Annotated in this window: 29 protein-coding genes; 20 read left to right on the top strand and 9 right to left on the bottom strand. The window is 39.7% G+C overall.

Annotated elements, in window-relative coordinates:
• Positions 1-112 precede the first annotated feature (112 nt).
• The 3 genes from glnA (at position 113) to J2S05_RS05155 (ending at position 2,602) form a co-directional block, all read left to right on the top strand.
• On the top strand, positions 113-1,462 hold the full coding sequence (gene glnA, locus J2S05_RS05165) for a type I glutamate--ammonia ligase (RefSeq protein ID WP_306980505.1): 1,350 nt from the start codon (positions 113-115) through the stop codon (positions 1,460-1,462).
• 302 nt (positions 1,463-1,764) lie between these two features.
• Positions 1,765-2,010, top strand: a complete 246-nt coding sequence (locus J2S05_RS05160) for a hypothetical protein (RefSeq protein WP_306980503.1) — start codon at positions 1,765-1,767, stop codon at positions 2,008-2,010.
• A 415-nt stretch (positions 2,011-2,425) separates the two neighbouring features.
• Complete coding sequence (locus tag J2S05_RS05155; RefSeq protein ID WP_306980502.1) at positions 2,426-2,602, top strand: hypothetical protein; 177 nt, start codon at positions 2,426-2,428, stop codon at positions 2,600-2,602.
• A 326-nt stretch (positions 2,603-2,928) separates the two neighbouring features.
• Here J2S05_RS05155 and J2S05_RS05150 read toward each other — a convergent pair whose 3' ends face one another.
• The gene (locus J2S05_RS05150) at positions 2,929-3,600 is read right to left on the bottom strand and encodes a hypothetical protein (RefSeq protein ID WP_306980500.1); all 672 of its coding nucleotides are present in this window, start codon (positions 3,598-3,600) and stop codon (positions 2,929-2,931) included.
• Between the two features lie 237 nt (positions 3,601-3,837).
• On the opposite strand from J2S05_RS05150, the gene J2S05_RS05145 reads away from it, so the two are divergent.
• The 3 genes from J2S05_RS05145 to J2S05_RS05135 are packed head-to-tail and all read left to right on the top strand — an operon-like array spanning position 3,838 to position 6,064.
• Positions 3,838-4,611 (top strand): YtvA family blue-light photoreceptor, encoded by a 774-nt coding sequence (locus J2S05_RS05145; protein WP_306980498.1) that lies wholly within the window; start codon positions 3,838-3,840, stop codon positions 4,609-4,611.
• Positions 4,612-4,658: 47 nt separating this feature from the next.
• On the top strand, positions 4,659-5,177 hold the full coding sequence (locus J2S05_RS05140) for a GNAT family N-acetyltransferase (RefSeq protein ID WP_306980496.1): 519 nt from the start codon (positions 4,659-4,661) through the stop codon (positions 5,175-5,177).
• Between the two features lie 11 nt (positions 5,178-5,188).
• Positions 5,189-6,064, top strand: coding sequence for a PhzF family phenazine biosynthesis protein (locus J2S05_RS05135; RefSeq protein WP_306980493.1), 876 nt, complete (start codon positions 5,189-5,191; stop codon positions 6,062-6,064).
• Between the two features lie 104 nt (positions 6,065-6,168).
• Here the strand turns inward: J2S05_RS05135 and J2S05_RS05130 are convergent, their stop codons facing one another.
• A complete protein-coding gene (locus J2S05_RS05130; protein WP_306980491.1) occupies positions 6,169-7,035 on the bottom strand; it encodes an AraC family transcriptional regulator in 867 nt (288 codons plus the stop codon).
• Between the two features lie 186 nt (positions 7,036-7,221).
• Here J2S05_RS05130 and melA point away from each other — a divergent pair, with 186 nt between their 5' ends.
• The 4 genes from melA (at position 7,222) to J2S05_RS05110 (ending at position 11,665) form a co-directional block, all read left to right on the top strand.
• Positions 7,222-8,520 carry an alpha-glucosidase/alpha-galactosidase gene (gene melA, locus J2S05_RS05125; protein ID WP_306980489.1) on the top strand — a complete coding sequence of 433 codons (1,299 nt, stop codon included), beginning with the start codon at positions 7,222-7,224 and terminating at the stop codon, positions 8,518-8,520.
• A 33-nt stretch (positions 8,521-8,553) separates the two neighbouring features.
• The gene (locus J2S05_RS05120; protein ID WP_306980487.1) at positions 8,554-9,831 is read left to right on the top strand and encodes an ABC transporter substrate-binding protein; all 1,278 of its coding nucleotides are present in this window, start codon (positions 8,554-8,556) and stop codon (positions 9,829-9,831) included.
• Positions 9,832-9,909: 78 nt separating this feature from the next.
• The gene (locus J2S05_RS05115) at positions 9,910-10,791 is read left to right on the top strand and encodes a carbohydrate ABC transporter permease (RefSeq protein WP_306980485.1); all 882 of its coding nucleotides are present in this window, start codon (positions 9,910-9,912) and stop codon (positions 10,789-10,791) included.
• Positions 10,772-11,665 (top strand): carbohydrate ABC transporter permease, encoded by an 894-nt coding sequence (locus J2S05_RS05110; protein WP_306980483.1) that lies wholly within the window; start codon positions 10,772-10,774, stop codon positions 11,663-11,665. Before J2S05_RS05115 ends, J2S05_RS05110 begins: the two co-directional genes overlap by 20 nt.
• Before the next feature lie 83 nt (positions 11,666-11,748).
• On the opposite strand, the gene J2S05_RS05105 is transcribed toward J2S05_RS05110, so the two are convergent.
• Both J2S05_RS05105 and lexA read right to left on the bottom strand, forming a co-directional pair.
• Entirely contained in the window at positions 11,749-12,153 is a 405-nt protein-coding gene (locus J2S05_RS05105; protein WP_306981107.1) for a GNAT family N-acetyltransferase, read from the bottom strand.
• A gap of 125 nt (positions 12,154-12,278) precedes the next feature.
• Complete coding sequence (gene lexA / locus J2S05_RS05100; protein ID WP_306980481.1) at positions 12,279-12,908, bottom strand: transcriptional repressor LexA; 630 nt, start codon at positions 12,906-12,908, stop codon at positions 12,279-12,281.
• A gap of 151 nt (positions 12,909-13,059) precedes the next feature.
• Between lexA and J2S05_RS05095 the strand changes: the two genes are divergently transcribed.
• The 8 genes from J2S05_RS05095 to J2S05_RS05060 all read left to right on the top strand — a co-directional run bounded on the left by J2S05_RS05095 (position 13,060) and on the right by J2S05_RS05060 (position 21,140).
• A complete protein-coding gene (locus tag J2S05_RS05095) occupies positions 13,060-13,335 on the top strand; it encodes a hypothetical protein (protein WP_306980479.1) in 276 nt (91 codons plus the stop codon).
• Complete coding sequence (locus tag J2S05_RS05090; RefSeq protein WP_306980478.1) at positions 13,316-13,984, top strand: YneB family resolvase-like protein; 669 nt, start codon at positions 13,316-13,318, stop codon at positions 13,982-13,984. The genes J2S05_RS05095 and J2S05_RS05090 overlap by 20 nt, the downstream gene beginning before the upstream one ends.
• A gap of 85 nt (positions 13,985-14,069) precedes the next feature.
• The gene (locus J2S05_RS05085; RefSeq protein ID WP_306980477.1) at positions 14,070-14,309 is read left to right on the top strand and encodes a DUF896 domain-containing protein; all 240 of its coding nucleotides are present in this window, start codon (positions 14,070-14,072) and stop codon (positions 14,307-14,309) included.
• Between the two features lie 131 nt (positions 14,310-14,440).
• Entirely contained in the window at positions 14,441-16,435 is a 1,995-nt protein-coding gene (gene tkt / locus J2S05_RS05080; protein WP_306980475.1) for a transketolase, read from the top strand.
• Positions 16,436-16,776: 341 nt separating this feature from the next.
• Complete coding sequence (gene sirA, locus J2S05_RS05075) at positions 16,777-17,235, top strand: sporulation inhibitor of replication protein SirA (protein WP_306980473.1); 459 nt, start codon at positions 16,777-16,779, stop codon at positions 17,233-17,235.
• A 102-nt stretch (positions 17,236-17,337) separates the two neighbouring features.
• Positions 17,338-17,553 (top strand): YneF family protein, encoded by a 216-nt coding sequence (locus tag J2S05_RS05070; RefSeq protein ID WP_088105199.1) that lies wholly within the window; start codon positions 17,338-17,340, stop codon positions 17,551-17,553.
• A 52-nt stretch (positions 17,554-17,605) separates the two neighbouring features.
• Positions 17,606-19,369, top strand: coding sequence for an ABC transporter transmembrane domain-containing protein (locus J2S05_RS05065; RefSeq protein ID WP_306980472.1), 1,764 nt, complete (start codon positions 17,606-17,608; stop codon positions 19,367-19,369).
• Complete coding sequence (locus J2S05_RS05060) at positions 19,359-21,140, top strand: ABC transporter ATP-binding protein (RefSeq protein ID WP_306980471.1); 1,782 nt, start codon at positions 19,359-19,361, stop codon at positions 21,138-21,140. Before J2S05_RS05065 ends, J2S05_RS05060 begins: the two co-directional genes overlap by 11 nt.
• A gap of 22 nt (positions 21,141-21,162) precedes the next feature.
• Here the strand turns inward: J2S05_RS05060 and J2S05_RS05055 are convergent, their stop codons facing one another.
• The 3 genes from J2S05_RS05055 to J2S05_RS05045 all read right to left on the bottom strand — a co-directional run bounded on the left by J2S05_RS05055 (position 21,163) and on the right by J2S05_RS05045 (position 22,310).
• The gene (locus J2S05_RS05055) at positions 21,163-21,330 is read right to left on the bottom strand and encodes an aspartyl-phosphate phosphatase Spo0E family protein (protein WP_306980470.1); all 168 of its coding nucleotides are present in this window, start codon (positions 21,328-21,330) and stop codon (positions 21,163-21,165) included.
• 103 nt (positions 21,331-21,433) lie between these two features.
• The gene (locus J2S05_RS05050) at positions 21,434-21,868 is read right to left on the bottom strand and encodes a DUF2621 domain-containing protein (protein WP_306980469.1); all 435 of its coding nucleotides are present in this window, start codon (positions 21,866-21,868) and stop codon (positions 21,434-21,436) included.
• Positions 21,869-21,911: 43 nt separating this feature from the next.
• Positions 21,912-22,310, bottom strand: a complete 399-nt coding sequence (locus J2S05_RS05045; protein ID WP_306980468.1) for a GNAT family N-acetyltransferase — start codon at positions 22,308-22,310, stop codon at positions 21,912-21,914.
• Between the two features lie 56 nt (positions 22,311-22,366).
• Between J2S05_RS05045 and J2S05_RS05040 the strand changes: the two genes are divergently transcribed.
• Positions 22,367-22,561, top strand: a complete 195-nt coding sequence (locus J2S05_RS05040; protein WP_306980465.1) for a hypothetical protein — start codon at positions 22,367-22,369, stop codon at positions 22,559-22,561.
• Between the two features lie 75 nt (positions 22,562-22,636).
• Here J2S05_RS05040 and J2S05_RS05035 read toward each other — a convergent pair whose 3' ends face one another.
• Together J2S05_RS05035 and J2S05_RS05030 are read right to left on the bottom strand one after the other, a co-directional pair.
• Positions 22,637-22,723: a YjcZ family sporulation protein gene (locus tag J2S05_RS05035; protein WP_306981104.1), complete on the bottom strand. Its 87-nt coding sequence runs from the start codon at positions 22,721-22,723 to the stop codon at positions 22,637-22,639.
• Between the two features lie 87 nt (positions 22,724-22,810).
• Positions 22,811-22,948, bottom strand: coding sequence for a small acid-soluble spore protein P (locus J2S05_RS05030; RefSeq protein ID WP_306980463.1), 138 nt, complete (start codon positions 22,946-22,948; stop codon positions 22,811-22,813).
• Positions 22,949-23,145: 197 nt separating this feature from the next.
• Between J2S05_RS05030 and acnA the strand changes: the two genes are divergently transcribed.
• Positions 23,146-25,857: an aconitate hydratase AcnA gene (gene acnA, locus J2S05_RS05025; protein WP_306980460.1), complete on the top strand. Its 2,712-nt coding sequence runs from the start codon at positions 23,146-23,148 to the stop codon at positions 25,855-25,857.
• The last annotated feature ends 39 nt before the right edge of the window (positions 25,858-25,896 follow it).

The raw sequence follows: 25,896 nt of genomic DNA, 5'->3' as shown, positions 1-25,896 counted from the left end.
AGTAGGATGAGAAAGAGGGAAAGTATTAAAAATATAAAATAAATAAGTCGAACTATGCCTTGTGCAGATGTTCTTCCTATAAATTCATTCGAATAAAGGAGAGGTACATACCATGTCATCATATTCAAAAGAAGACATTACACGCATTGCTCAAGAGGATAATGTCCGTTTTATTCGCTTGCAGTTTACTGATCTGCAAGGAACAATCAAAAACGTAGAGATTCCAATTGATCAGCTTTCTAAAGCATTAGACAACAAGATGATGTTTGATGGTTCATCAATCGAGGGCTTTGTCCGCATTGAAGAATCAGATATGTATCTATACCCTGACTTAGATACGTGGGTTGTATTCCCTTGGACACCTGAAAAGGGTAAAGTAGCACGTCTAATTTGTGATATCTATCAGCCAACTAAACCAGGTGAAGAGCCGATTCCGTTTGAAGGGGACCCACGTGGTATTCTTAAGCGAGTTCTTAAACAAGCTGAAGCACTTGGCTTCACAGACTTTAACATTGGGCCAGAGCCTGAATTCTTCTTATTCAAAAATGATGAAAAAGGCGAGCCGACACTTGAGTTAAATGATAAAGGTGGATATTTTGACTTAGCTCCTACGGATCTAGGTGAAAATTGTCGTCGTGATATCGTACTTGAACTTGAGGACATGGGCTTTGAGATTGAAGCATCTCACCATGAAGTAGCTCCTGGACAACACGAAATCGATTTCAAATATGCGGATGCGATTACGACATGCGATAACATCCAAACATTTAAGCTTGTAGTTAAAACGATTGCACGTAAGCACGGACTTCATGCTACCTTTATGCCTAAACCATTGTTTGGTGTAAACGGTTCAGGTATGCACTGCAACATGTCCCTTTTTAATGAAAAAGGAAATGTGTTCTTTGATAAAAATACAGAATCACAGCTAAGCAAAACGGCTATGCAGTTCCTTGCTGGAATCCTTGAGCACGCAGAGGCGTTCACTGCATTAACGAACCCAATTGTGAACTCTTACAAGCGCCTAGTTCCAGGCTATGAAGCACCAGTATACGTTGCTTGGTCGATGCGTAACCGCTCACCACTTATTCGTATCCCTTCATCTCGTGGAATCAGCACACGTATTGAAGTTCGTAGCCCAGACCCAGCAGCTAACCCTTATCTTGCTATTGCAGCAATGCTTGCAGCCGGTCTTGACGGAATCAAAAACAAGATGACTCCACCACAAGCAACCGACCGCAACATCTATGTAATGAGCAAAGAAGAGCGTGTCGAAGAAGGTATCAATGACCTTCCAGCTACACTTAAAGACGCTCTTAACAAACTCGTAGGCGATGAAGTCATCGTCGAAGCCCTAGGCGAACACGCCATAGAGCACTTCATCGAAGCGAAGGAAATCGAGTGGGATATGTTCCGTACACAAGTACATCCGTGGGAAAGAGATCAATATTTAGAAACCTATTAATAAGTTGGACCCCTGACGCTTTTGGTGTTGGGGGTTTTTTATTTTGACCGTTTGTTTAGAGGTGGAAGAGGCTGAGGTTTTTAAATGACCGTTATTTGACCGATGAAAAATGGATTCTATATAATTTTTGTAGCTTTCTATGGTGTCTCTTTCAATATTCTCGCTGATATGCGCGTAGACATCTGATGTGATACTCTCTGAGCCGTCTCCAAATAATTAATTGAATACATTTCATACTAGGGTCTGACTCAGCATTACGGCTTACCCACTCATATGCTATTATTTGGTAGTGGGGTGATGGTGTGAAGGGAATCCAAAATGTATGGCCTTGGTTCGTATTGCTTAGCGTAGTGATATTCGTTTTAGCATTCTTCACTGATAATAAGGTGTTAGATGCAAGTTGGTGTTTTATCGCAGCGATTACTTATCTAATGATTTTATTGGATATAAGAAAAGATTCGAAAAATATAGTAAACATGTTAGCATTTATTTTTGGTGGTTTGTTTATCCTATCGGTTATCTACCAAGGAATAAGAATATTAATGTAAAAGGTCATGCGAATGACGCAGGCTTTTTTAATATGGGGAGAAAGAACATGAAACCATTCATGATCATGCCATCCGATTGTGAAAAATGCCCTTTTGGGACTAAGATACATGAGAAAAAGGTATTTATGAATTTGTTGAGCGGAAAGGTTTTCCTCTGATAAGAATTGGTAGAAAGAGTCTTCAGAGAAGGGCTGTTTGATTGGCTCAGAAAACATTGTGATTTACATGGAACAATATTTCGTTGGTAATTTGCATTGATTCGTGTCCAAGTGTTTCTTGAATAAACTTCATATCTACCATCTTTTCGACAGAAAACTAAATCTAAATTATACATATAAGAGATTCCCTTTCAAAAAATTAGAATGGTAAACCTTAACATATAATCTTCTGCTATAATATGGATGGAGGCGATGATATGGAATATAAAGTAATTAAATTACCTTATGTAACAACCGAAAAAAGTCGAGAGAAGTTAAGTGAAATTTTAAACGAGGAAGCAGCAAATGGTTGGATATTAGATCACCTTTTACAATCCTATATGATATTCGGTATTACTTTCAATGAGCAGTCGGCTGTTTTGAGAAAGGAATAATACATAAAAAGGGGGCGTTTAAATGGAGATGTCCCTCTTTTTTTGTGTTACAAAGCATTGATAGGGTTGGACATTGAGATTCCTTGAAACATAGGAAAGCTATAAGGAATACTTTCGGCCCGATTGCTACATGCCGATGAGGTAGCTATAGAATAGAAACAGAATCTTGTTATATTTTGCCGAAAAAGAAAATGATATAGAACAAGCTGTGTGGCTACTACTACGAATACAAGAAGATGATATTTTGCCAGATAGATTTATAGATAGAATGTAGGTGAATATTTGATTATATTCTCAAAAAAAAAGAGCCATTAAAGGCTCAATCTTTAAAAATCAATCTGTACATCTACTTTTTCACCGACATTATCAAAACTTTCTTCATCATGCGGTGCGTCAATGAGTACGCGTACCCATTCAATTTCGTTAGGGTCAGAATTTTTGAGCATATATCGTACGCTTCCGCTTTTATTTACGGCTCCGATGAAATCTCCGTCAATATGATCACTTGCTAAGAAATCTGCTTCTAATTGCTCGCCTGTGCTTGTAGTGATTGTAGCTTGGTCTGCATAGAATAAGATGGTTTCTTCTGATGCATTCGAAAGCTCCATATCAATTTGAATAATACCTGTTGGTTCAAATTCATAAAACTCGGCAATTTCAGATGGCCATTCTACAACTTCACTTACCGTCACTTGAGGCAAAGTAAGTGTCATCGATCCAGTTTCGATTTCATCAAATGAGTCATTACGTGCTAATAACAATAACGAACCATCGTCATTTGTGTCTCCTACTTGATGATCCCAATCATTATCAACCGTTTCCTCAATATCTTCGGTTTCTTCTGTTGACTCATCCGCTGCTTCTTCCCCATTATTTGTTTCTTCAACGGACTCAGCAGATGTGGATTCAGCGTCCTCTGATGATGCTTCTTGATTCTCTCCACAGGCTGTGAGAGCTAATAAGCTGATTAGTCCAGCTGAACATAGTAATTTTTTCATAATATACCCCTTATTTATGTATTTAATTCCATTACACATTATAAAGGGATTACGACTTTTGTCATAGTCTTTCATTAAAATAGTTATGACTAATTTGCGAACAATGACTACATTACTAACAAAACAGATTAGACTAGCTTTTTTTAAAAGGATGGAAACACACTCCATTCTTTTTCTCTGCTTAATTTGGTATGATAAAGAATAAACGTACTTCATTTTAGTCGGAGGGTTCATTACATGGAACGCATCTTTGCAAATCATAAGCTTCTCATTGAGGCATTAAATCATACGCGGGCAGGAATCATTATTACGGATCCCAACCAAGACGATAATCCGATCATTTATGCAAATCAAGGGTTCTTTGAGATGACAGGATATGAACAGAATGAAATCATTGGTCAAAATTGTCGCTTTCTTCAAGGGAAGGATACGGATTCAAACGAAGTGGATGTTTTAAGACAAGCCATTCATCAAAAGAAGTCGGTTACCGTTGAATTGTTAAACTATCGAAAAGACGGAAAGTCATTTTGGAACAACCTTTCAGTAGATTGTCTCCATATGGACTATGAAGATAAGACATACTTTATTGGTGTACAAAAAGATGTGACGTATAGAAGAGAAGTGGAGGAGAGCTATGAGCGATCCTTGCAAGAGATTAAATCGCTTGCCTGTCCAATTGTTCCTCTTCTAAAAGATATTGCGGTCTTACCTTTAATTGGTGAAATGAATGAACATCGATTTAACAGCATTTTTGATATTTCGACAAAAGAGGTTGTGCATCAAAAAATTACAACTCTAATTGTAGACTTATCGGGTTTAACGACATTTAATGATTTAGTGTTAAGAGATTTGATAAAGTTGAGAGATGTTCTAAAGCTTTTAGGTGCTGAGTTAATTTTAAGTGGTGTTTCAAGTAAAATGGCTGCTAAAGCGATTGAATTGGATGGCATGCTGGCAAGCGATATACGAACAGCAAATTCAGTAAGGAGCTTATTAGCTGAATTAATGTAAGGCACAAGATAGTGGTTGCTAGATTTTTGACAAAGGGAGATAGTTGAATGATTAGACCTGCACAGGAACAAGATGTGAACGCTATACTTACGATTTATAATGAGGCCATTCTACATACAACGGCTGTTTATCACTATAAAGCAAATACATTAGAACAGCAGAAACAATGGTTTGATGAAAAAATGTCGGCTGGTTTTCCAGTCATTGTTTTTGAAGGGGAGCAAGATGGGCAAGTCTACGGTTTTGCAACGTATGGATCGTTCCGACCTCATGCGGCTTATCAATATACGGTAGAGCACTCCGTATATGTACATAGTGATTATCGTAAAAAAGGCATAGGAAGTAAGTTATTAGTGGAACTCATACAAATGGCAAAGGATTCTGGATTTGTCACCTTAATTGCAGGCATTGATGCCGTTAACACAAATAGTATAGCGGTTCATGAACGACTAGGCTTTACACATGCTGGAACCATTACAAAAGCTGGATTTAAGTTTGAGAAGTGGTTAGATTTAGCCTTTTATCAATTGGATCTACCCGATTTTCATAATCTATCAAAAGATTAGGTGGTCATATCATGGGATCTGTTGCCGTTCTACACTGGGATGTTTTCAGTCAGGAAATAGATAAAGGGAACCCTGCAGGCGTTGTTCTAGACGCGGAGCATTTGACGGATAATGACATGCAACATATTGCGAAAGAAGTAGGCTTTAACGAGACTAGCTTTATTGTCTCATCTGACGTAGCGGATTTTGGTGTTCGTTATTTCACCCCAGGACATGAAATGAATGTGTGCGGTCATGCAACAATGGCTGTATGTTTTGCTCTACAACAATTAGAACAACTCCCTGAAAAAGAAACCATTACGATTGAAACCAAGGCGGGCATTTTGCCTGTTGAGATGGCTCATAACGTTTGTCGTATGCAGCAAGCTGCTCCGCGATTTTCTCCGTTCGAAGGGGAGAAGGTTTCTTTGATGGCGTCCATTGGCTTAACCATTGAAGATCTAGACGAACGACTACCGATTACATATGGCAGTACGGGAATTTGGACATTACTCATTCCCATCCGGTCGTTAACGGCATTTTCTCACATGAAGCCAGATCAAGAGAAATTTCCAAGCATATTAACAGACATGCCGCGTGTATCGGTTCACCCATTTTGTGTCGAAACGTTTGATCCTAAGGCTGATATGCATGCAAGGCACTTTTCCTCTCCTTTTTCAGGAACAGTTGAAGATCCCGTAACAGGAACGGCATCAGGAGTAATGGGTGCTTATTACGCACGCTATATTCATCCAGGAGCTGAAGCATATGAGCTAGTTGTTGAACAAGGCCAGGAGATCGGACGGGATGGCCGTGTATTTGTTCATGTAAAAAATGCAAAGACCGACCTCTCCGTTGCGATCAGTGGTACAGCAATGTTTGTGAAGCAATGGAATAGTAGCTATTAATACACTAAAGCTTTTATTATGATATCGCACAAAAAACGAACCAGTATGCTGTTTAACGAGCATACTGGTTCGTTTTCTATGATAATTAAAAATGTCTGTTTCAATTAAGTATACCTTCCACTTTCTCTGTATCTGCCGACAGATAAGCCCATTGCTTTTCGAAAAGCCTTATTAAAATAATTAGCATTTGCATAGCCAACATCTACCGCAATATTTTTTATTGGTTTGTTTGTATGAATTAATAACTTACATGCTTGTTGAATGCGTAAGTTATTTAAATATTGGATCGGCGTTGTCTCAGCATACTTTTTAAACAAACGTATCAGTGCATAACGTGATAAAAACACTTGCTCGGCAATATCATCCAGAGACATCGATTGATGATAGTTTTCTTCCATGTAACGAATGGCTTGTTTATAGCTATGTGGTTCCGTATCCGGTTCTGTATAACAAAGAAAATGTTTCATGCATGTAAGTAAAAACTGATAGCCGTGAAGCGACGCTTGAAACGGATCATCGAGTCGGTCAGACATGGTTTCTTGAATGATGGACATTAACAGTTTGATGATGGGTTCATTAATGCCAATTGAAGTAACAGGACCTTTTACCGAAACAATATCTCTCCATATTCGTTCAGCTTCCTCGCCTCCTAATGTTAAAAAAACAAATTCCCATGGCTCTTCATCTTCCGGAACATAATATCTGTGATTACTTGGTACAGAGACAAAGAAGGCGTCTCCGGCTTTCAAGCGATAATGCGTGCCTTCGTATTCTAAACAACCAACGCCAGACAATGTATATTGAAAGATCAAAAATCCATGACTGTGACTTCGTTTTAGACCATGGTAATCATAACTCGTTTCAGAACGTGTTTCCCAGCCAAGGTTTGTAAGTAAAACAGATGGTTTATGGTTCAACTGATTAAAGTCAAATTCGTACATTTGATTCATCATGGCACTCTTTTCTAGCATAGATTTACCCTCCAGTGAAGCAAAATGGTTACATGAGGATGGAAAACTAATGCAACTAATTTACCCTTAACGCCGCATTAATTACCGTATATAAGTAAGCGTTTTCATTGTATGATGATTTTATAGATAGTATAGCAAGAATTTCTATTTGATAACAGAACCAATTGATGATGGAGGGATATTTGTATGTCTAAAATTACGTTTATTGGAGCAGGCAGTACAGTATTTGTGAAAAATGTGTTGGGAGATTGTATGTTGGTCCCCGCTCTTAAAGGCTTTGAATTTGCACTATACGATATTGATGAGAAACGAATGAGTGAATCACAAAACTTATTAACTCAACTAGCTGAAGCTCTTGATTCGGATGTAACAATTCGTTCGTATACAGATCGAAAAGAAGCATTAAGAGGTGCAGCGTATGTGTTTAATGCGATCCAAGTTGGAGGATATAAGCCTAGTACTGTTATAGATTTTGAGATACCAAAAAAGTATGGTTTACGACAAACGATAGCTGATACAGTAGGAATTGGTGGAATTTTCCGTTCGTTGAGAACGATACCAGTTATGCTTGATTTTGCACGAGATATTGAAGAGGTAGCTCCTGATGCCTTATTTATGAATTATACGAATCCAATGGCGACATTAATGGGGGCATTACAGCAGCATACAGGTATTCAATCTGTAGGTCTTTGCCATAGCGTTCAAATTTGTACGAAGGATCTCTTTAAGAGTTTAGATATGGATCATACGCGTGTTCAAGAAAAAATTGCCGGCATCAATCATATGGCCTGGTTGCTTGAGGTTAAGCAGGACGGTGTAGATCTTTATCCTGAGATTAAGCGTAGAGCAAAAGAGAAGCAAAAGGAACGCCATAATGACATGGTTCGATTTAAGTTAATGGAGCACTTTGGTCATTATGTGACAGAGTCATCTGAGCATAATGCTGAATATCATCCTTATTTCATTAAGTCAAACTATCCAGAGCTGATTGAACAGCTTAATATTCCACTTGATGAATACCCAAGACGTTGTGAAGAGCAAATTGCCAACTGGCAGAAGGTACAAAAAACACTCACAGCTGAGGGCATTACTCATACACGCTCTAAAGAATATGGCTCACTAATCATTGAAGCGATTGAAACGAACCAGCCGTTTAAATTTGGTGGGAACGTTTTAAACACTGGTAACCTTATTAGTAATCTACCAGCCAAAGCAACGGTAGAAGTTCCTTGTATAGCTGATCGTAGTGGAATCACACCGACATATGTTGGAGATTTACCATTACAGCTTGCAGGTTTAAATCATACGAACATTCATTCACAGCTTTTGACCATCGAAGCAGCAGTAACTAAGAAAAGAGATTATATTTATCAAGCAGCTTTACTTGATCCACACACAAAAGCTGAGTTATCCATTGATGACATCGTAGCGATGTGTGATGAACTAATTGACGCCCATGGAGATTACCTACCTCAGTACCAATGATGGAACGATCATAAAAAACAGGGGGAGTACAACATGAAAAAAAGATCTGGTGTGTTAGTATTGGGAGGTTTAGCTATTGGATTAGTGGCTCTGAGTGGATGTAGCTCAGGGTCTTCTGGAGGCGATGGTAAGATTGAGCTTACATTTTCTGCGTGGGGCAACCCAGCCGAGTTAAAAGTGTATCAGCGTGCGGTTGATGCTTTTAACGAGCAGAGTGAAGATGTTGAGGTTGAGTTAACAGGGATTCCGAACGACAACTATTTCCAAACACTAACAACAAGACTTCAAGGAGGTCAGGCACCAGATCTCTTTTATGTTGGCGCCGAGGACATATCCACATTGATTTCAAATGGAACGATCGAGCCATTAAATGATTTTCTAGATTCAGATGCCTCTCACGTAAAAGCAGATGAATTTGCTGAAGGGTTATGGGGAGCTTCCCAAAAGGATGATCAGATATACGGATTACCAGTTGATTGTAATCCGTTTCTGATGTATTACAACATAGGCATGTTTGAGGAAGCAGGTATTAAATCACCACAAGAGTATTTTGATGAAGGAAATTGGAATTGGGAAGCGATGGAAGAGGTAACCTCAGCGTTACGAGACGCAGGTAAGTATGGTTTTGTACAAGAAGGTGGCCATGGAAACATCATTAACTGGATCTGGGCTAATGGTGGATTGTTTGAGGAAGATAATAAAATTGTTGCTGATGAGAACGAACAAACGTTAGAAGCCTTTGAATTTGTAGAACGTATGGTCAGTGAAGATAACTTTATATTCTCTGGTACCTTGCCTGAGGGTCAAGGAATGGATGCCATGTTTATGTCCAATCAAGTGGGAATGGTGGCAGCTGGACGTTGGTTAACGCCGATGTTTTTAGAAACAAGTATCGAGTTCGATTACATCCCGTGGCCAACAAACACGGATGAACAAATTCCTAGCGTTAATATTGCAACCGCTTACATGAGTGCAAATGCTAAAGGTGATCATGTTGAAGAAGCAAAAGAATTTGTTTCATTCTATACTTCACAGTTAGGACAGGAAACAAGACTTGATGGAGAAGGTAACGCAGTACCATCCGTTGAAGGCATTGACGACGTCGTAGTGAATCAAGAAAAACCAGACCATGGATCGTATTTACTGGATGCACGTGAAACAGGTCGTGTGGTTGGGTATGAGTTTACAGCACCAGGCTTAAATAAAGAACTTGAGGATATATACGAAGTTATGCTTTTAGGTGATCTTACTCCTGAAGAAGCCGTAGATCAAGCTTCTGAAATGGCGCGAACGATGCTTGAAGAATCCTAACAGAATAAGTGAAAGGAGTCAGAGTAACGATCCCTGACTCCTTTTCGCAAATGATGGATAGAGAAGGGGGAACCTCAGATGAATGACTCTAAGCGCAAGTGGTGGGGATATTTCTTTATTGCCCCACAGTTAATTGGCATGCTGGCTTTTTCGATTCTTCCATTGGGTTTTGCTTTTGGACTAAGCTTTATGCAATGGGATGGGTTTGGAGAAAGAAAATTTGTTGGTTTTGCAAATTATATAGGTCAATTTAGAGATGATAACTTTATCACAGCCCTAGTGAACACCGCCTACTATTCTATTCTTGTGATTCCTCTTGGCATAACGTTGGCCATGCTGGTGGCATTAGCCTTAAACAAAGTCAAAGGTAAAACCTTTTACCGTGTCTTTTTCTTTATGCCAGTCGTAACAAGCTCGGTTTCCATTGGTGTTATCTGGATGTGGCTCTTAAATGGAGACATAGGTCTTATTAATCAATTACTTGCCATGGTGGGGATTGACGGGCCCAATTGGTTAACCGATCGTAACCTCGTTCTCCCGTCGATTGCAGGCTTAAGTATTTGGTGGGGACTCGGCACAAATATGGTGATTTTCCTCGCAGGACTTCAAGGCATATCAAGAAGCTATTACGAAGCCGCCGATATCGATGGCGCAAGTCCAATGCAGAAATTCTTGCATATCACCTTCCCGCTTTTGTCACCAACAACCTTTTTTGTTGCCATCATGACGGTTATTGGTTCGTTCCAAGTATTTGACCAAGCGTATGTGATGACACAGGGTGGACCAGGTAAAGCAAGTTATACACTGGTATACCATATCTATGAAACGGCATTTGGTCGATCTGCATTTGGTCCAAGTACGGCGTCAGCCATGGTACTGTTTGTCATTATCTTAATTTTTACATTAATACAATTCTCAGTATCAAGGAGGTGGGTGCATTATGAAGATGGAGGAAGGTAATACACCAATACGCCCTGAGAAACCTGGAAAGGTAAAACCAACTCGGACATCTCAATTCAGACCATCACGTATTGCTCTGCACATTGTGCTGATTATTGGTTCGTTTATTATGGCAGGTCCATTCATATGGATGGCATTAAGTAGCTTGAAGTCATTTGAGCAAATTTTTGCGGTTCCACCTGTATGGATTCCGGACCCGATTATGTGGAGTAACATCACCGACTCATTAAGTGCCATGCCGTTTGGGCGCGCCTATTTCAACAGCTTCTATATTTCCTTTGTTGTTGTCTTCTGTCAGCTTTTGACTTGCTCTATGGCGGCGTATGCGTTTGCGAAAATTAAGTTCCCAGGTTCACGTGTTCTTTTTATCGCCTTTTTGGCTACAATGATGGTACCGATGCAAGTAACGCTAATTCCTTTGTACCTTATTATGGATACCATTGGCTGGGTGAACAGCCATTTATCCATTCTGGTACCGAACGCCTTATTTAATGCCTTTGGCGTTTTTCTTCTACGTCAGTTTATCATGGGTATTCCTAAGGAGATGGAAGAGGCAGCGGTCATGGATGGAGCAAATCCACTATACATCTATTTAAAAATCATCTTACCGTTAGTGCGACCTGCCCTTGCAGCATTTGGAATCTTTTCTTTCATTGGGATCTGGAACAACTTTATTCAGCCACTCGTATTCCTAAGTGATCAGAATCTTTATACCGTTCCACTTCTGCTTGCAACCTTTAAAGGGCTGTATGTCACCAACTGGCCGCTTATGATGGCAGGCGCCACCATTTCGGTTATTCCAGTGCTCGTGATCTACGTCTTTGCACAACGACAAATCATTGAAGGTATTGCTTTGACTGGTGTAAAAGGATAATAGAAATAAGAACCCTCAGTTTCTAGGAACTGAGGGTTCTTATTGTTTGTCATCTATAGAGAGGGCGGGTAATTCTAGTAACTTTATTCCCCATTTTGCTTCGAATAGTTGCGTATACACATACCTGATACTGGTTGCATCCCAAACTTTTTATAATATTCCTGTAAGGGTGCATCACATAGCAGGTCAATCATATAAAGACCCTTTAGTTGATCTAAAAGATTATGTATTAATTCACTGCCTATCCCGTTATTCTTGTAATCTGGTAAGACCTCTAATAACGGGATATAAGCAGATAGAACCTGATCTGATATCGCTGTGATGTAGCCAACAACTTGTTGTGTATTCTCGTCAATGGCAAGAGTAATATGGCTACTTTTTTGAAGTAATTCTAAATGCTTATCAGTAGAAGGTGGGGATGGCCAGCCATCAAAGAAACCTTCTAACATATCCGTGGTAATTTGATCCGTTGTCTGTTTATACGTTATTTTCATACATAACTCTCCCTCTTCAATTAATTTCATGTACCGTATTTAAAAATAGAATTCAAAGAAACATATCACCAATATTGTACAAAAAAACCCGAGCTTGAATCCAGCGCGGGTTTTGGATGTTAATGAATCGTACGAAATACACCAATGACTTTTCCTAGAATGGTAACAGAAGAAAGAATAATAGGATCCATTGAAGCATTTTCGGGTTGAAGTCGGATACGGTCTTTTTCTTTGAAGAATCGTTTAACCGTGGCTTCATTCTCGTCTGTCATCGCTACAATGATATCACCGTTATTAGCTGTTTGTTGCTGGCGGACAATGACCATGTCACCATCGTAAATACCGGCTTCTATCATACTTTCACCTTCGATCACCAACACATATGTATTATCATCAGCCGACATATGCTCAGGTAACGGAAGGTAGTCTTCTATACTCTCAATTGCTGTGATAGGAAGACCTGCTGTAACTTTACCGATAATTGGCGCATAACTCGCCTGACGCTTAGGTGTATCATTCTCAGAAGTTAGCTCTTCTAAGTCTAAAACCTCAATGGCTCTTGGTTTTGTTGGATCTCGTCGGATATAACCTTTTTTCTCTAGTCTTGATAAATGACCATGTACAGTCGAGCTAGATGCTAGTCCAACTGCTTCTCCAATCTCCCGAACGGAAGGTGGATAGCCTTTCTTACGAACCTCTACTTTTATAAAGCCAAGAATCTCTTCCTGACGCCTCGAAAGCTTTGTCATACGAGTACACTCCTCTAACGTTTCCTTTATAGATAAATCGTACCATACGAACATATGTAACGCAAACATAAGTTCTGAATTATTAGTTGACACAAACGAATGTTCCCTTTATCATAAAAGGCGAACAAACATTCTATAAGAGGTGAGTGTTATGAGTAAAAAGTGGACAGGTCAGGAATTTATTTTACTAGGAGCAGCTGTTTGTACGTTGTTTCTTATGTATGTAACGATTTTACTTCCCGGGTCAGTGAGTGATCAACGAGTGGTGGATGGTATAGAGGATCATAATCAAGAGTCTCATCAATTTGTTGAGTCTGAACAGATAGAAGATAATCAAGTGATAGAAACAGATAATAGATCTGAGGGCAATGAGAAGTTTGCTTACAAATTTAGTGGTGGAGAAGAAGATGGTAACAACAACGAATAGGGCATTAATCTATTGTAGAGTAAGTACAGAAAAGGAAGAACAACAAACGTCGCTAGACCGACAAGAGCAAGAGCTCACATTGATGGTTAAACAAAATAACTGGGCACTAGTGTCCGTCATAAAAGAAAAAGCAAGTGGGTATGAAATTGAACGAGAAGAAATATTAAATATTCTTGACCTTGCAAAAGATCAAGCATTTGATTGCTTAGTCATTCAGGATGAAACACGATTGGCTCGCGGACATGCAAGAATGGCTCTGCTTTATCAATTAAAAAAGTACGGTATCCATATTTATACGCTTCAGGACCAAGAACAACTTCATCTTTCTGAAGCAGATGAAATGGTGCTTAGTATTGTGTCTATTGTAGAGGAGTATCAACGAAAGCTACATAACCTCAAGATTAAGAGAGGCATGAGAAGGGCGATGGCTGATGGCTATCAGCCTGAACGTAATTTCTCTAACCTTGGTGGCGGTGGCAGAGAACGGCTTGATGTTCCTTTACAGGAGATTATTCGGTTACGTGAACGCGGCTTGGCATTTTACGATATCTCTGCAACATTAAAAGGACTTGGTTATAATTTATCGAAAGCAACTGTTCATAGAAGGTATAAGGAATATATGAATGACTTACCATCTGAAGAGAAATAAGAATTCAAGTCATTGAATTTGCTGGTTTTCGGCAGTCATGGTAACATACCACTCATAGAACTGTACTAGAAAGTGAGTGTTTAGGATGCTTCATGAAGATAAATTAAACCGCATTAATCAATTAGCCAAAAAAGCGAAAGAAAGTGGACTAACACTTTCAGAAGCAAAGGAACAAAAAGAATTACGTACGGAATACCTAAAGGGCTTTAGAAAATCTTTTGAAAATCAGCTTCACTCTGTAACCGTTGTTGATGAGGAAGGTACAGACGTCACTCCAGAAGCGTTAAAAGAGAGCAAGAAGCACAATAATGGGCCAACACATTAAGGACTACTACTATAAGTAGTCCTTTTTTTGTACTCAATTGCAGTTGTCTGACCTTGTAGAATTGATTTAGATTGTATATGATGAGGGTGAATAAAGAAAAATGAAAGTTAAATGGGAGGATGAACATACATATGTCTACAAACGCAGAGAATATTGCAATTAACACCATTCGAACACTTTCTATCGATAGTGTGGAAAAAGCCAACTCAGGACACCCGGGAATGCCGATGGGATCAGCTCCTATGGCTTTTGCTTTATGGACAAAATTTATGAATCATAATCCTGGTAATCCAGAATGGAGCAATAGAGACCGTTTTGTTTTATCTGCGGGGCATGGCTCAATGCTTTTGTATAGCCTTTTGCATCTAACAGGTTATGACTTAAGCTTAGAGGATCTTCAACAATTTAGACAGCTTGGAAGCCGCACACCTGGTCATCCAGAGTATGGTCATACACCTGGTGTAGAAGCAACAACAGGTCCACTTGGACAAGGTGTTGCTATGGCTGTTGGTATGGCAATGGCTGAGAGACATTTAGCAGCTACGTATAACAAATCAAATTACCCTGTCGTTGACCATTTCACATATAGCATTTGTGGTGATGGTGACTTAATGGAAGGCGTTTCTGCTGAAGCTGCTTCTCTTGCTGGTCACTTGAAATTAGGTCGATTGGTTGTTCTATATGATTCTAATGATATTTCATTAGATGGAGACCTACATCATTCATTCTCTGAGAATGTAGAAGATCGATACAATGCGTACGGATGGCAAGTGATTCGTGTTGAAGATGGAAATGACGTAACTGAGATTTCTAAAGCAATTGAGTCAGCTAAGGCTGATGAACGTCCAACATTAATAGAAGTGAAGACGACAATTGGTTTTGGTTCTCCAAATAAATCAGGAAAATCAGCATCTCATGGCTCGCCACTAGGTGCAGATGAAGTGAAATTAACAAAAGAAGCATACAAATGGGATTACGAAGGTGATTTCTATATTCCTAGCGAAGCAGCAGAATTGTTTGCTCGTGTGGTTGAAGAAGGCGCTGAAAAAGAAAAAGAATGGAACCAACTGTTTGAAAACTACAAGGCTGAGTTTCCAGAGCTTGCAAAAGAGTATGAACGAGCTCTATCTGGCAAACTTCCTGATGGCTGGGACAAAGAAGCTCCTGTACATGAGGTTGGTACTAGTGTTGCAAGTCGTGCATCTGCGGGACAAGCATTAAATGCATTTGCTACACAAATTCCAGAGCTATTTGGTGGTTCAGCTGACTTAGCTGGGTCTAATAACACAACGTTAAAAGGCCAAGATAATTTCAGCCGTGACCAATATGATGGTCGAAACATTTGGTTTGGTGTACGTGAGTTCGCCATGGGAGCAGCCCTGAATGGTATGGCTCTTCATGGAGGATTAAAAGTATTTGGAGGAACGTTCTTTGTTTTCTCTGACTATTTACGTCCAGCTATCCGATTAGCAGCGTTAATGGGTCTTCCTGTTACGTATGTATTTACTCACGATAGTATTGCGGTAGGAGAAGATGGTCCAACGCACGAGCCGGTTGAGCAGTTAGCTGCACTTCGAGCGATGCCAAACCTGTCGATTATTCGTCCTGCTGACGGAAATGAAGCAACTGCTGCTTGGAAACTGGCTCTGGAGTCTACAGATCAGCCAACAGCACTTATTTTGAGCCGTCAAAACCTTCCAACGCTTGAAAGTACGGCTGAGAATGCATACGAAGGAACTAAAAAAGGAGCTTATGTGGTGGATGCTGCAAATGGCGACGCACACCTTTTACTTCTTGCTTCTGGTTCTGAAGTATCTCTTGCCATTGAAGCGAAGAAAGAGCTTGAAAAAGAAGGAATCTTTGCTAGTGTAGTAAGCATGCCAAGCTGGGATCGTTTTGAAGCTCAATCAAAAGAATACAAGGATAGCGTCATTCCAAAACATATTAAAGCTCGCCTAGGTATTGAAGTTGGTTCTTCACTTGGTTGGGATCGTTATGTAGGGGATGAAGGTCAAATTCTTGCAATAGATCGTTTTGGAGCATCTGGTAAAGGCTCTGAAATTTTAGCTGAGTATGGATTTACTGTAGGTAATGTAGTAGCACAAGCTAAAGCATTGCTTCAATAATTCGGTATAAAAAGCGTATGGGATTTGAAAGAAATGCACAGCTGTAGCAACACTAAACTGTAAGTAACTCAACTCTAATTACAGTTCAGAATAACCAGCGCAGTGTATGTCCGAATCGGTATCCCACTCTCATATTTTGATTTACAAAAACCTGAATCCTTATGCTCGTTAAACAGCATAAGGATTCGGGTTTTTTAGCTAGCTAAAAACGTTTTGTCCTAGCTCCTTTTTTCTTTGTCTAGATTAGACATAGGTCGACGAATTGTTCGACACCAACAAACAACCTTTTTAGTTGACAAGGTGTATACTAAGCTCAAATTCCGTTAAACTGGAGGGTTTAGATGAGAAGCTATCAGCTATATCTGCTTGATGAAGAGATTGTCAATCGTTACTATGGACAGGAAATCAAACTATTTAACCTATTTTGTGAACGATTCCAGGCAGATCATACGCTTAAACCCTTGTTAACTAAACAGATTGAGTACATTACAAAACCACTACCAACAAGTGATCTTCTTAAGACCCTGGCGAAAGAAGACCATTATTTAAGTAGTGAACGTGTGAATATTTCTACGTATCGTATGGAGCATCATTCAACGGGAAGCTGGGTAGATGTGAAGTTAAGAGATCATCATTTGCTCTTAATGGCTTTTGGAAAGATGGAAATTGAAACAAGATTATTTGAACGATTAAAAGAATTGAATGCGTATTTCTTTGCTGTAAATGTTGGTCAACAGCGGTTTGGCTGGTTAGGTCCGATAAAAAAAGTACAAGCCTTCCAAAACACTCATTCGAATTGAAAAGCGATCCTTTTAAAGCGCATCAATATACGATATAATAGACGAGTATGTTCGGAATGCATCCGAACGTTTGATCTAGTTTGAAGGAGGACGTACACCGAGATGTGGATTCATATTATTGGTTATACTGTAGCCGTTCTTGCAGGATTGGCTATCGGATTCTTTATTGCACGTAAAACAATGATGTCTTACTTGAAAAAGAACCCACCTATTAATGAGCAAATGTTACGAGTGATGATGATGCAAATGGGACAAAACCCATCACAGAAAAAGATTAATCAAATGATGAAGGCGATGCAGAAGCAGCAAACTAAATAAATGATGCAAGCACCTCTTAACCGGGGTGTTTTCTGCTATGGGGAGACATAATATGCGGGTATATAAAGATTTGTGGTGGTTTTTTAAGCAAGAAAAGAAAGCGTATTTAATTGGAATTCTTGTATTAATTGTTGTCTCGCTCCTTGTTCTTGTCCCTCCTTATGTCATTGGGAGAGTCGTTGACCATATTAATGATGCTACGTTAACGATGGACGTTTTATGGGGATGGATTGGTTTACTTGTAGGGGTAGGGGTTCTCACCTATGTGTTACGTTATGTCTGGCGTATTATGATATTTGGTGCTTCGATTCGTTTAGCACGAACGCTTCGAAACCAGCTCTATCAGCATTTTACGGCGATGTCTAGTCGGTTTTACCAACGCTATCGAACGGGTGACTTAATGGCCCATGGGACGAATGATGTGCGAGCAGTTCAAATGACAGCAGGGCAAGGTGTTTTAACGATTGTGGACGCCATTACGATGGGTGGGTTTGTGGTTCTAACCATGGCCATCGTGATTAATTGGAAACTCACGTTGATTACTTTAGCTCCTATGCCGCTTATGGCGATATTAACAAGTTATTATGGGGGACTTTTACATAAACGTTTTCGAGCTGCACAAGGCTCGTTTTCAGAATTGAATGATAATGTGCAAGGAGTCATTAGCGGTGTCAGAGTGACAAAGGCTTTTGGCCAAGAGCAAGCGGAAACAGAACAATTCCGTCTGAAGTCATTGGATGTCGTTGATAAAAATATAAAAGTTGCACGCATTGATGCCTTATTCTCGCCTACGATTTCTTTAATCGTTGGAATCTGCTATTTCTTAGCTGTTGCCTTTGGAGCGAGATATGTCATAAGTGGAGAGATGACAATTGGTGAATTAACCAGCTTCACTGTATATCTTAGTTTATTGATTTGGCCAATGTTGGCATTAGGGATGTTCTTTAACACCGTAGAACGTGGTCGAGCCTCCTATGATCGCATTCAACAATTATTAGCAGAGAAACGTGATATTCAAGATGATGAAGGCTTAGGGGATGAAGCGGTTCATGGACCGATTCAAGTTGCTATTCCTACTTTCAGTTATCCTGGTTCACCATCCATTGCGTTGCATAATATGAATGTCACAATTCCAGAGGGTCAAACACTTGGCATCGTTGGGAAAACAGGAAGTGGAAAAACCACGTTACTGCGGTTATTGCAAAGAGAATATAATGTGACGGACGGAAGCATAAAAGTTGGTGAACAGTCCATTGGGCTTATAAAAATGAATCGATTAAGAGAGATGTATGGCATGGTTCCTCAAGATCATTTTTTATTCTCAGCAAGTATTGCTGATAACGTGGCATTTGCCGTACCTGAAGCAACGATGGATGAGATTATACATGCTTGTAAGTTATCAGGCATTCATCGAGATATTGTGACGTTTAAAGAAGGGTACGATACATTAGTGGGAGAGCGTGGAGTCACGTTATCAGGTGGGCAGAAACAACGGATCTCCATTGCGCGTGCACTGATTATTGATCCAAAAGTACTCATTTTAGATGACTCGTTATCAGCTGTAGATGCGGCAACGGAAGAATACATACTTGGGCAACTTAAAGAACATCGAAAAGGTCAAACCAATATAATTACTGCACATCGGTTAAGCGCAATCCACCATGCTGAAAACATTATTGTGTTAAGTGATGGAGAAATTATCGAACAAGGAAACCATCAGGAGCTCATGTCTTCTGGAGGCTGGTATAGCACTATGTATAATCAGCAACAGCTAGAGAGTTTGGTTGAGAAAGGAGGGGCTAATCGTGAAGCATGATGATCGTGTCTTAACAGGGAAAGACCAGAAGCAGATCTTGTTCCGATTATTACGCTATATAAAGCCACACCGAGTAAAGATAACGATTGCGCTTTTGCTCTTATTAGTGGCCACAGCGGCTGAACTCGTTGGACCGATTTTGGTTAAAATTTTTATCGACGACTATTTAGCTCCTGCACAATTTCCAACCACTCCAATTGTTTGGCTTGCGGTAACCTACATCATTCTACATATTGGGGCAGTGGTTATCTCTTATATACAAGGATACATGTTTCAGGAGATCGCCCTGAAGATTATTCAAACTCTACGTATGGATGTATTTAAAAATGTTCAAAAACTAGGCTTATCCTTTTTTGATAACACGGCTGCGGGTGGACTCATTTCGCGAATCACAAATGATACGGAGTCTATAAAAGAGCTTTATATGAGTGTTTTAGCTGTGTTTGTTCAAAACTTTTTATTTTTAATTGGGACCTTTGTTGCTATGTTTTATCTGAATGCAACGCTTGCCCTATATTGTCTTATTTTTCTTCCACTCATTTTAGTTCTTATGCGAATTTATCGATCAATGAGTGCTAAGTTCTATGCCAATATGAGTGGGCGACTAAGTCAACTGAATGGAAAAATGAATGAATCAATTCAAGGTATGGCGATCGTACAAATGTTTCGTCAAGAGAAGAGGCTTAGAAAAGAGTTTTCTGAGATCAATGACTCACACATGGCAGCAGGATTAAAAGCAATGAAAGTCGATGGACTATTACTGCGGCCCATGGTTGATATCCTTGCGATTGCTGCATTGGTGGTTGTGTTAAGTTTCTTTGGTGTACAATCACTACAGACAACCATTGAAATAGGCGTATTGTATGCTTTTGTGAATTACCTCGATCGTTTTTTTGAGCCAGTGAATCAAATAATGATGCGCCTATCCATGTATCAGCAAGCCATCGTTTCAGCAGGAAGAGTTTTTTCACTAATGGACCACAAGCAATATGCTCCTGATAAAAAAGGAGAAGAGGAAGTAGCCATTACAAATGGTAGTATTGAATTTAAAAATGTAACGTTTTCGTACGATCAGAATGTAGATGTCCTAAAGAATATATCGTTTAAAGTAAATAAAGGACAAACACTTGCTTTGGTAGGGCACAGTGGAAGCGGAAAAAGCTCCATTGTTAATTTGTTGATGAGGTTTTATGAACTAGAAAAAGGTGAGATTTTGATAGATGGTCAGTCAATCTCTAAGCTTACAAATGAAGAGATTCGTTCGAATGTGGGACTGGTTCTTCAAGATTCCTTTTTGTACAGCGGCACCATACAAAGCAATATTTCCCTTCAACGTCCTCAGATATCTAGTGAAGCAGTGAGGGAAGCAATGGAACTTGTTGGAGCAGATGGGTTCATCGATAAGCTTCCAGATCAATGGGAGACCGAAGTAAGTGAACGAGGATCTACGTTATCTAGTGGACAAAGGCAATTGATTTCTTTTGCACGTACGATGGCACATAAGCCGAAAATCCTTGTTTTAGATGAAGCGACGGCTAGTATTGATACAGAAACAGAAGAAGTCATACAAAGCGCATTAAAGCGAATGCAGACCAATCGAACAACCATTGCTATAGCCCATCGACTTTCGACGATTAAAGATGCAGATCATATTTTAGTATTGCATCAGGGTGAGATTGTTGAACAAGGTAATCATCATGAGTTACTAGCAAAAAATGGACTATATCAAAACATGTATGAACTTCAAAAGGGAGCAGAAGCTGTTTCCTAAAAAAATAAAGCGCACCCTGCAGTCAGCTGCAAGAGGTGCGCTTTAATTCTTTGTCGTATTGGTTTAAAAGCCTGTCTAGTTCCTGGCTAAGTTTTAATACTTGAGAAGAACACAAGTCGTTTGAACGAGACGCCTTAACTAGCTGTTGGCGTTTCTTTTCAATGATTTCATATAAGTTACTAGTCAACATCAAGACGTCCCTTCTTTATATCACTCAAGTTCAAGAGTACTGATAAAGGCCATAAATGGCAACGGTTATAACTAAAAGAATACTTGTAATCTTTTACATAAATTTACGAAGTAGCATCAAATAAATGTTTATATGGATCAAGATCTATTTTCTTTTTTTCTAAGGTTTTAACAAGAAACTTGTGGTCACGTTTTGGTGTAGCCAAAATATACCCTCGGATGATATGTGGTTCTGTAATAGAAGAGGCTTTCTCTTCTAAAGCAATTTGACTGATCTTGCCTGCAATCTTTCCTTTGGCAATATCGCGAAATAATTCAGGAACAGGTTCAACCAATTCATTCAGTAATTTTTTTTGTGGTTCATTCCATAGAGGAAGGGCTGTTTGAATATAGTGGTCCTGCCAATCAAGTATAGACTTCCCATCTTCCTTTGGAAGGCGTTTGAGAAATTTGCGGAACATGAAGTAGCCGCCAATAAACATGATGGTAATTAAGAAAATAGTCCAAAAGATAATAAACCATATAAACCAATCCGACATTTAGAGGTCATCCTTTCTAAGTAATTCTATTCAACTTTTTATATTAGCGATTTCGTGGAATTATAAAAGCATTGGATGCGTGTTGAAATCCAACTTTCGGATAATAGTCCATGGCTCCAGGAGCAGATAAAAGAATTAAGGCGCATTGTTCACCGATTTCTTTTTTGGTTGCGTCTAGTAGAGCGCTACCAATTCCAGCAGCTTGATATTCTTTTGAAACAGCTAAGTCAGATAGGTAACAGCAGTAACAGAAGTCTGTTAAAGAACGAGCGATGCCCACTAATCGATCTTGGTCCCGGACAGAAATAACTAACGGACTAGCATCAAGCATAGCCTCTATTCTAGCAAGATCATCTACCGGTCTTTTGATCCCTGATGATTTGAACACTTCTGCCATTTCTATCGCTGTTACGGGAGCATTTACGTGATAGGTTAGTTGCATGTTAACACATCCTCTACTAAGATAATCTTAGAATAACATAGAAATAGGTGGAGACAATGACAAAAGAGCAAGCAATTTCTCTATTAGAAGAACTGCGCACAGGATCTAGAGCAGATGTAAGTGTAGAAAAGGCAGATTTTCTATTGTTTAGAGAAGTATTAATGGATGCAGATGATTTAAAACATTTTCGAGGCAAAGCAAGGCATCATGGAGTAACCATTTATACATATGAGCCAGGATGGTCACAATAAATCGGTACACAAAAGGAGAGGTCGCATCAGCTGCGTCCTCTCCTTTTACTATATATAACGCTATTTCATCACATTTTATAGCCAGCTCGCTCCAACAATTACTAGCAAAATGAAAAGCACAACGATTAGTGCAAATCCACTACTTTTTTCGTACCCACCCATATAAAGCACCTCCTTGTTATACGGATGGTACATCATATGCGATGGGTTCATATTGGACTGCCAAAACGCCCGATTGTAAGGGGTGAGTTAGCCTTCCCCGTTGGTTTGGTTGACATGATTCGATTTTTTAACCTTTTTTGATCCGCTTAGTGGTTCAGGCTGACCGGAGCGTCTTTCTTTTCCAGCGTTTCTTCTACTGTCCTTTGCATTATGGTGTTCTGTCACAAAGCATCCTCCTAATGTTTAAAAGTTTAATGTCTTCATTTTAGTATTTACGTCAAAATGGTTTCTAATCTGTCCTTTTTTTGCTATTCTATTTAAGGGGAGCGAAACCACATATATTAAAGCGCTTTCTAAGCAGTCGCACGTTTAGACAATATTGTCGATTTAAGGTAAGATAGTTTGGAGAAGGAGGGTCTAACATGTCAAAAAGCAATGATGTATTTAATGCACGTTCTTCCTTTCAGAGCGAGGGAGAAACATATCACTATTATGCACTTGAAGCTCTAGAGAAGGCAGGAATAGGCCAAGTAAGCAAGCTACCATTTTCAGTGAGAGTGCTCCTTGAATCTGTTCTGCGTCAATATGATGATTACGTAATCAAAAAAGAGCACGTAGAAAATTTGGCGAAATGGGGTACATCTGGTCAGCAAGAAATCGATGTTCCATTTAAACCAGCACGTGTTATTCTACAAGACTTTACAGGAGTTCCAGCAGTTGTTGATTTGGCTGCCCTCAGACAGGCAATGGCTAAAATGGGTGGAGATCCAGCGCAAATTAATCCGGAAATCCCAGTTGATCTAGTTATTGATCACTCTGTACAGGTTGATAAATTTGGTACAGATGATTCATTAGCATTTAATATGAATCTTGAATTCGAACGTAATGAAGAACGCTATGAGTTTCTAAACTGGGCAAAAAAAGCGTTTGATAATTATCAAGCAGTACCACCAGCTACAGGTATTGTTCACCAAGTGAACTTAGAATATCTAGCTAATGTTGTACAAGCAGTGAAACAAGGAGACGAGACCGTTGCGTTCCCTGACACACTAGTTGGTACAGATTCTCATACTACAATGATTAATGGTATTGGAGTCCTTGGTTGGGGTGTTGGAGGAATTGAAGCTGAAGCAGGAATGCTTGGACAGCCATCATACTTCCCAGTTCCAGAAGTGGTTGGAGTAAAGTTTGTTGGTAATTTAGCAAGCGGTACCACAGCGACTGATGTTGCTCTTAAAGTAACACAAGTACTTCGTGAGAAAAAAGTAGTTGGAAAGTTTGTTGAATTCTTCGGTCCAGGTCTTTCTGAAATGCCTTTAGCTGATCGTGCAACCATTTCTAACATGGCTCCTGAATACGGTGCAACATGTGGGTTCTTCCCAGTTGACAGTGAGGCACTTGATTACATGAGACTAACTGGTCGTGAAGAAAAGCAAATTAAGCTTGTTGAAGACTACAGCAAAGCCAATGGACTATTCTACGTACCGGGTGAAACACCAGATCCAACGTACACAGATATTTTAGAAGTTGACTTATCTGAAATTGAAGCAAATCTATCTGGACCAAAACGTCCACAGGATTTGATTAAACTGACAGATATGCAGTCACAATTCCATAAGGCAGTTGTAGCTCCATCTGGTACTCAAGGTCTTGGTCTTGATAAAAAAGAATTCAACAAAGTAGTTGATGTTGAATATAAAGATGGTCGTACAACAAGCATGAAAACTGGTGCCATTGCGATTGCTGCGATCACAAGCTGCACAAACACGTCTAACCCATACGTAATGCTTGGGGCAGGTCTTGTTGCGAAGAAAGCAGTTGAGCTTGGACTTACAGTTCCTGAATACGTTAAGACATCACTTGCACCAGGTTCTAAGGTTGTAACAGGTTACTTAGCTAAAGCAGGTCTGCAATCATATATGGACACATTAGGATTTAATAATGTTGGTTATGGCTGTACAACATGTATTGGGAACTCGGGGCCACTTGAGCCTGAGGTTGAAGATGCGATCTCTGCTAACGACTTGACTGTTACTTCAGTATTATCTGGTAACCGTAACTTTGAAGGACGTATCCACCCACTTGTTAAAGCAAACTATCTAGCTTCTCCACCGTTAGTTGTGGCGTATGCTATTGCTGGTAATGTAGATGTGGATCTTAAAAATGATTCACTTGGAAAAGACAAGAATGGAAAAGACGTCTATTTCAAAGACATCTGGCCAACAACGGACGAAGTTAAAAAAGTTGTCGCTGAAACAGTGACACCAGAGTTGTTTAAAGAGCAATATGCGGATGTATTCACTGCTAATCAGCGTTGGAACGAAATTGAAACAACAGATGATTCTCTATACAAATGGGATGCGGATTCCACATACATTGCGGACCCTCCTTATTTTGAAGGATTAACGCAGGAGCCTGGTACGATTGAGTCACTTTCTGATTTACGAGTCATTTGTAAATTTGGTGATTCCGTTACAACGGATCACATTTCACCAGCAGGTGCGATTGGTAAAACAACGCCAGCAGGGAAATACTTAATCGATAAGGGTGTTGAGCCTCGTAACTTTAACTCATATGGTTCTCGTCGTGGACACCATGAAGTGATGATGCGTGGAACATTTGCTAACATCCGTATTCGTAATGAAGTAGCTCCAGGTACAGAAGGTGGATTCACTACTTACTGGCCAACGGATGAAGTGATGCCTATTTATGATGCGGCAATGAAATACAAAGAAACCCAGACAGGCCTTGCTATTCTTGCAGGTAAGGATTATGGAATGGGAAGCTCAAGAGACTGGGCGGCTAAAGGAACGAATCTACTTGGAATCAAAACGGTTATCGCAGAAAGCTATGAGCGTATTCACCGTAGTAACCTCGTTCTAATGGGTGTACTTCCATTGCAATTTAAAGATGGAGACACGGCAGAATCTCTAGGCTTAACCGGTAAAGAAGCGATTAGTGTTGATATCACGAATGAAGTAAAACCTCGTGAGCATGTGACGGTAACAGCAACAGACTTAGACGGAAACGTTACGACATTTGAAGCGCTTGTTCGTTTTGATAGTGACGTAGATGTTGATTACTACCGCCACGGTGGAATTCTACCAATGGTTTTACGTAGTAAACTTGCTTAATAAGCACAATAGAAGCAGCCTGTTTTTAACAGGCTGTTT

The organism is Alkalicoccobacillus murimartini (assembly GCF_030813245.1).
Taxonomy (GTDB): domain Bacteria; phylum Bacillota; class Bacilli; order Bacillales; family Bacillaceae_D; genus Alkalicoccobacillus; species Alkalicoccobacillus murimartini.
Note: the sequence above shows the minus strand (reverse complement) of the source record. Positions and strands in the feature narration are given on the sequence as shown.